Below are 735 nucleotides of genomic sequence, written 5' to 3'. Positions count from 1 at the left end.
CTAACGCCGCATTAAGGGGTGAACAACGCCTCCACCCAACCTAAAGCATTGTGCCATAAACACTAAATTTGAAGTAGAACCAAAACTGCCAAGCGTTGAGAATCCCTCTTAAATGCTTTGTTATATGTTTAATCCTTCAGTCCACTTGGTGAAGTTTTTGCGTGTTTGGAATACACAACTGTCAAAAGAATTAGCCTGAACCTCGGCGAAATCTGGCGGAAAACCAGTCTGATAACGGAAGGAGCCACCAATTCTCAGAACCTCTTCCCACGTTCTGATGCTACGAATTCCAGTTTGAAAACCACTTGTTGCTTGCACTAGCTCTATTGGTTTTTGATATAACCAAGCACTTAAACTTGGAAACGCGTTAAATACAGATTTGGGAACTACAAGCAAATGCGGTTCCCCCTGCATAGGATGACCAGGCTTAAACCCCCACGCTCTTTCCAAAAAAGCTTCGATAGGGAACAAATCATCGCTGGTTGTAACTTCCGAGTAAAACAAGCCACTGTAATGATCAGTAATCATATAATGGACAACATGTGTTTTTGTATAACTTGATGATTTACCAATAACAGCTTTAAACGGAGTAGATTGGCGCTTAAACTTACCTTGCTTCGTTACATAGAAATGCTTAGAGACTGTAACAACCAGTTGATGAACATGATTTGAATAATCCGAACGATATCTTACTTGCACAGTGACTCCTGCTTTCGCTGATAAACATATAACGCC

1 protein-coding gene is annotated in these 735 nt (G+C 41.0%); it reads right to left on the bottom strand.

Features of this window, described 5'->3' with window-relative positions; translation table 11 throughout:
- Window positions 1-120: 120 nt before the first annotated feature.
- Window positions 121-735 (bottom strand): hypothetical protein (locus AACV12_RS11230; protein WP_212754948.1); only part of this gene is annotated, 615 nt, incomplete at its 5' end.

It is taken from the genome of Vibrio sp. 2-2(8) (genome assembly GCF_963888495.1).
Taxonomy (GTDB): Bacteria; Pseudomonadota; Gammaproteobacteria; order Enterobacterales; family Vibrionaceae; genus Vibrio; species Vibrio anguillarum.
This window is presented reverse-complemented; position numbering and strand designations above follow the sequence as displayed.